At 59.2% G+C, this 6,000-nt stretch carries 4 protein-coding genes; 3 read left to right on the plus strand and 1 reads right to left on the minus strand.

Features of this window, described 5'->3' with window-relative positions; all coding sequences use genetic code 11:
• Positions 1 to 120 precede the first annotated feature (120 nt).
• Entirely contained in the window at positions 121 to 1,020 is a 900-nt protein-coding gene (locus NQ014_RS08825) for a universal stress protein (protein WP_005510554.1), read from the minus strand.
• Positions 1,021 to 1,317: 297 nt separating this feature from the next.
• On the opposite strand from NQ014_RS08825, the gene NQ014_RS08830 reads away from it, so the two are divergent.
• Genes NQ014_RS08830 through NQ014_RS08840 form a run of 3 tightly spaced genes read left to right on the plus strand, consistent with a single transcriptional unit; the run spans position 1,318 to position 5,808 of the window.
• Positions 1,318 to 2,349: a pseudouridine synthase gene (locus NQ014_RS08830; RefSeq protein WP_257074883.1), complete on the plus strand. Its 1,032-nt coding sequence runs from the start codon at positions 1,318 to 1,320 to the stop codon at positions 2,347 to 2,349.
• An 18-nt stretch (positions 2,350 to 2,367) separates the two neighbouring features.
• Positions 2,368 to 3,162, plus strand: coding sequence for an ABC transporter ATP-binding protein (locus NQ014_RS08835; protein ID WP_172954627.1), 795 nt, complete (start codon positions 2,368 to 2,370; stop codon positions 3,160 to 3,162).
• 21 nt (positions 3,163 to 3,183) lie between these two features.
• A complete protein-coding gene (locus tag NQ014_RS08840) occupies positions 3,184 to 5,808 on the plus strand; it encodes an ABC transporter permease (protein WP_257074884.1) in 2,625 nt (874 codons plus the stop codon).
• Positions 5,809 to 6,000 lie beyond the last annotated feature (192 nt).

Below are 6,000 nucleotides of genomic sequence, written 5' to 3' on the forward strand. Positions count from 1 at the left end.
GGCATGTCGGAAACCGGCTAGGTTCTACTTATAAATATTTGGTAACGGTTTCTGCTGTCGACGCTAAACACGCCTCAACGACCGGCACCGGTGTCTTTCCCAGGCTCCTCGAAGGGCGCTTTAGGCGTCAGTCTCCGGGCGGACGACCATCATCGGGCAAGCAGCCGCCTGCAGGAGTGCACGCGAGGTGGAGCCGAGCAGCATGCCCTTGAAACCTCCGCGGCCGTGGCTGCCGACGACCAGCAGCTGCGAGCCTTCCGAGGCATCAGCCAGAGCACGAACCGGGCGGTCGCGGGTAACAACCTTCTTGATGGCCACTTCCGGGTACTTCTTAGCGTACTTCTCCAGGCGGTGGCCGAGCAGAGCCTTCTGCTCCTCTTCCACAACCTGCCACTGGCTCTGAGCTGCAGAAAGGCCAGCCAAGGAAGCCTGTACCTGCATGTCCATCCAGGTGTGAACCGCAATCAGTTCGGCACCACGAGCATCGGCCTCACGGAATGCGTACTCCGTTGCCTTCTCGGAAATGTCGGAGCCATCGACACCGACAACAACAGGGCCGTACTTGGTCTCATCGGTTACGAGGTTGTCCTCGCGGACAACGACAACCGGGCACGATGCGTGGGAGACAACAGCGGCGGAAACGGAACCCATGACCATGCCAGAGAGCCCGCCCAGACCGCGAGAGCCCATAACCACCATGGTTGCCTGCTCAGACAGGTCGAGCAGCATGTCAATCGGGCTGCCCTCTTCAATCTGGTGGCTGACATCTACCGACGGTGCGAAGTCGAGGGCAATCTTCTTGGCCTCGTTAATCTTCTCCAGGGTTTCGGCCTCAAGATCGTCGTAAAGTTCCTGCGGCGGAACCATGCCCTCTGCGTAGAGGAACTGCGGCATGGAGTAGCTGCTGACCAGACGGAGCGGCTCACCGCGCTTCACTGCGGTGTTAGCGGCCCACTTGACGGCGGTCTTGGATGCCTCCGAGCCATCGACCGCGCACACAATGATGTTCTGCCTTGGCATTGATTGCCTCCTTATTATGCGATCCATAAAAATTGGCTCTCCGCGGCCCGACCGCAACGCAGCTACACCTATCGCACCTGCTTGGACGCCATTTTAATGGACAAGCTTTGCTATTTAGTCAACTCTTCCGAGCCAACCCTTTTATTACTTTCACCTCCACCCTACCCCCATTATGTTGCGACCGACAGGGCAGAATGTTGTCCACCTACGCCTTTAGGGGCGATACCAACACAGCCCTGCGCCAGCAGCTCCGCTTGCCCGCCGGGTGAATCCGGGGCACCTGTTAAAGTCAGCCGTATGCGTCGCATGCCACTGCCCATTCGTGATGGGCTCAACCCATCCCGTATCGCCGCTCCCGGGCGTCGTGGCGATGCCCCCACCCGTGCGTGGGATCTGCTCGCAGGCGCTATCGCAGGTCAAACCCACCGCCACCCGGACGATGATGAAGCGGCTGTGGCCAAGCGTTTTGCAGATGGGCTCGTCGTTCGCGCCAACTCAGTGCCCTACAGTCCAGATGACATGGTGAAGCCCGGCGCGGAAATGTGGTTTTACCGCACCCCGGCACCGGAGCGCACAATCGCGGGGCCGATGCCGATTGTCTTTCAAGATGACAACCTTGTGGTCGTCGACAAGCCGTCGTTTTTGGCAACGATGCCGCGCGGCCGACACATTACGGAAACCGCTGTGGTTCGCCTGCGGCGGGAGCTGGGTAATCCGGAGTTGGTTCCCGCACATCGCCTCGACAGGCTGACGTCGGGGTTGCTCATCTTTACCGCCCGGCGCGAGGTTCGCGGCGCCTACCAGGGGCTTTTCGCATCGGGGGAAGTCACTAAGCGCTATCACGCACTGACGTCGCCTACCCCCATCGCTGGCGCGGCCAGCGAAGCCCTGCCCGAGACCCCACTGGAATTGCGCACACGACAGCACAAAATTGCTGGCCAGATGCAGGCTTATACTCTCGAGGGCGAGCCAAACGCCCACACCATCATCGAGCGCATTTCGCTTGTCGACGTGCCTTCGGACGCCGACGGCCTCGCTGCCGACAGTGGTCGCGTTGCGCTGTGGCAATTGAAGCCCATCACCGGACGCACTCATCAGCTGCGGCTGCACTTGAGTGAACTGGGCTTTCCCATCCTGGGTGACCAGTACTACCCGAAGATTCTGCCGCTGGAGGCCGAGAATGCCTCGGAGCCCCTGCACCTGGTCTGTGTAGAAATGAGTTTCGCTGACCCCGTGACTGGTGAACAACGAACGTTCCATTCCCGCCGCAGCGTTTTCAATCCACTTTCGCTGCCGGATATTAATTCGCCGTTGATCAAATCTAATTAGAAGAGAGCCCCCTCCCCCATGTCTGCCAAGCATGCAAAACGCCCCACCAAATCATCCGCTGAGTCTTCTTTGAAGCATTCCGCCCCACCAGCGGCGGCCTACGCTGAGGGGCTCACCAAGAAGTACGGTGTCGGCAATGCCGCTGTTACTGCACTGGACCATGTCGATATCTCTTTTGCCGCTGGTGAGTTCACCGCGATTATGGGGCCGTCCGGGTCGGGTAAGTCGACATTGATGCACTGCATGGCCGGCTTGGACTCCGCGACGTCGGGAAGCGCGTACATCGGCACGACGGAACTGTCGAAGCTGTCGGACAAGGAGATTACGGCGCTGCGACGTGACCGCCTGGGCTTTGTGTTCCAGTCCTTCAACTTGGTGCCGACGTTGACGGCGGCGGAGAACATCACCTTGCCCATTAATATCGCTGGTCGGAAGGTGGATAAGCAGTGGTTCGAGGAAATCACTACGCGCCTCGGGCTTAAGGAACGGCTTACGCACCGCCCCTCGGAACTGTCCGGTGGCCAGCAGCAGCGTGTCGCCTGTGCGCGTGCCATTGTCAGCCGGCCGGAGATCATCTTTGGCGATGAGCCGACGGGCAACTTGGACTCGAACTCATCTCGTGAGGTGTTGACGATTCTCCGCGATGCGGTTGATGACATCGGTCAGACCGTTGTCATTGTGACGCATGATGCCACCGCCGCGTCCTACGCAGACCGTGTTGTGTTCCTCGCGGATGGCCGTGTGGTTGACGAGCTTCGCAACCCCACGCCCGCCGATATCTTGGCGCGCATGGCAGATATTGAGAATCTTTAGGAAGGCAGGTCATCTCTCCCCATGGCATCATCGTCTTCCACGCTGAGCCGCGTCGCCTGGCGTAATATCACCTCGCACAAGTTGCGCCTCGTGCTCACAATTATTTCGGTCGTGCTGGGCACGGCCTTCATCACCGGCGCATTTGTGTTCACATCATCGCTGGACAAGGCCTTTAAGGGCGCAATGAGTACCGCTTATGACGGTGTCGACGTGGTGGTGACGGCCCCCGCTGAAAATCCCGGTGCGCTCACCGAAGAAACCGCGCAGGAAATCGAAAGCTTCCCCGGGGTTCGAGCCCTCAACATTGGCGATCCCAACAACAGCATTACGGCCACGGGAGCCGACGGCAAGCCGATTCAGACCAATGGTTCGCCATCGATGGGTCTTCCCTACTATCCAGCGGCCGAAGCGGTGGGCAACAAGGTCACGGTTACCGGGGGACACGCACCGGAAGCACCAGGTGAGGTGGTCGTCAACTCCGCCACCGCCGAACTCGGCAACCTCCACGTCGGCACTGAAATCAAGGTGGCCACCCGTCTCGAGCGGGCGACGGTGAAGGTTGTCGGCATCGCTGATACCTCCATCGACGAAACCGGCTATCTCGCAGTCTTTTTCACCCAAGATCAGTGGCGAGAGCTCTACGGCGCGGACAGCCATATGGACATGTTCACCCTCGCCGCCGATTCCACCACTGACGCTGCCACGCTTACCCGTGATGTCGCAGAAGCATTCCCCGAGCTCAAGGTAGAGGCAGGCTCTAAGCTCGCCGAGGAGGCCTCCGAACGTGTCTCCTCCGCCTTAAGCTTTGTCAACTACTTCCTCATCGCTTTCGGGCTCATCGGGCTGCTGGTCGGGATCTTCATCATCTCCAATACTTTCACCATGCTGGTCACTCAGCGCATGAAGGAGTTCGCTCTCCTCCGCGCCCTCGGCGCTTCACGACGACAGCTCACTGGGTCAGTCCTCTTGGAGGCATTCATTGTTGGCCTCATCGGTTCCGCACTAGGTGTAATCACGGGATTTGGGCTGAGCCAGGGGCTATTCATGCTTCTCGATGCCATGAGTATCTCCATGCCCGGCGACGGCCTGACATTCGAACCGGTGGCAGTCATCGTGCCTCTCATTGTCGGCGTGGTAATTACCATGATTGCCGCCTGGACGCCGGCCGCCCGCGCTGGCGCGGTCCCTCCCGTAGAAGCCATGCGCTCTGGGGATCAAACAACCAGCAATAGCCTCAGTGCTCGGACGTGGACCGGCGCTGTGCTGGCGTCCGCCGCTATCGCAATCATTGCCTGGGCATTGCAGTGGAACGACGCAGAAACCAAGATTCGTGCCATCTTCGTTGGTGTCGGTGCAGTGATGGCCGTAGCCTCCGTCTGGCTTGTCGGACCCGCGCTGTCCATGCCTCTGATCGGGGGCCTGGGGCGCGTCGTAGGTGCGCCTTTTGGAACCGTCGGCAAGCTTGCGGCGACGAACTCCCACCGCAATCCGCGCAGAACGGGAACCACATCGTTTGCGCTGACTCTCGGGCTTGCGCTCGTGACTGTGATCGGTATGTTCGGCGTGTCCATGAAGGAGGCCGTCAATGAGTGGTCAGAGACCAGTCTGACGGCTGACTTCGTGCTCTCGCCACCTCTGACCGCGCATTCGGCCTTGCCTCTTGGTGTCGAGGACGCGGTGAAGGATATCGATGGTGTCGACGACACCGCAACCTTGTCGATTGGCGCGCTACTGGTAATCCCACCTGAGGAAGCCGCCACGTTGATAGCTTCCGACGGCGAACAAACTGAAGTCGGACCGGAATCTAGTAATGCGTCGGTTTTCAACTCCAACGTCGGCAAATGGTACGGCACTCGCGCCATCGAGGGCTCCCTGGATCTGGCCAAGCCGGATGCGGGAATTGTCATCAGCGAATCAACAGCGAAAAAGAATGGTTGGAACGTTGGCACTGAACTCGCAGTGGTTTCCAAAGGCGGCATAACTCGGCTCCCCGTCACCGGCATTTTTGCTGACACAAGTGATCCAGGCCAGTCGATTATCGTCTCCGACGAAGCCGCCCATAAATATGTCAAAAGCAGCCACCTGTTGCCCTTCCAGACCTACGTCGATGTTTCTGATTCAATCGCGGCAGATGACAGCGCTATGGCTGAGATGAAGCAAAAGCTTAGCGACGCAGTTGCGGACTACCTCGTAGTACAGGTGATGACTGCTAAGGAGTTTGCGGGGCTGGCTAATGCCTCTATCGATGTCATGCTGGGAATCGTGTACGCGCTGCTGGCGCTGGCGGTCATCATTTCGATTCTGGGAATTATCAATACTGTCGCACTCTCAGTTGTCGAGCGCCGCCAGGAGATTGGCATGCTTCGAGCCGTCGGCCTGCAGCGCTCGGGGATTCGCCGGATGATTCGCCTGGAATCTGTGGAGATCTCCATTTTCGGCGCGGTTGTAGGTATTGTCCTCGGCTTGTTCCTCGGCTGGTCACTGCTGACCGTGCTGAAGGATGAGGGCCTGAATACTATCGCGGTACCGTGGCTGCAGATCGTTCTCATGCTGCTTGGGTCTGCGCTTGTGGGCGTTATTGCTGCTCTCGGCCCTGGCCAGAAGGCCGCGAAGACGCCGCCTCTGGCCGCTATCGCAGACGAATAGTCGCCGTTATATGAAAGCGCCCCGTGCAGATATTGTTTCTGCACGGGGTTTCTATTTCGCCTTATGGTCAAGTCCGACGGAGTGGTGTTTCTGCCTTTCGTTGAAACAAGCAGTGTGATGGCGTCAGGGACCGGCACGTGCTTGGTGCTGTGACTGGTTCATGCGACCTCCTTGGTGGTGGTGTCGGCGTCG

This window comes from Corynebacterium sp. 5QC2CO, assembly GCF_024580435.1.
Classification (GTDB): Bacteria; Actinomycetota; Actinomycetes; order Mycobacteriales; family Mycobacteriaceae; genus Corynebacterium; species Corynebacterium jeikeium_D.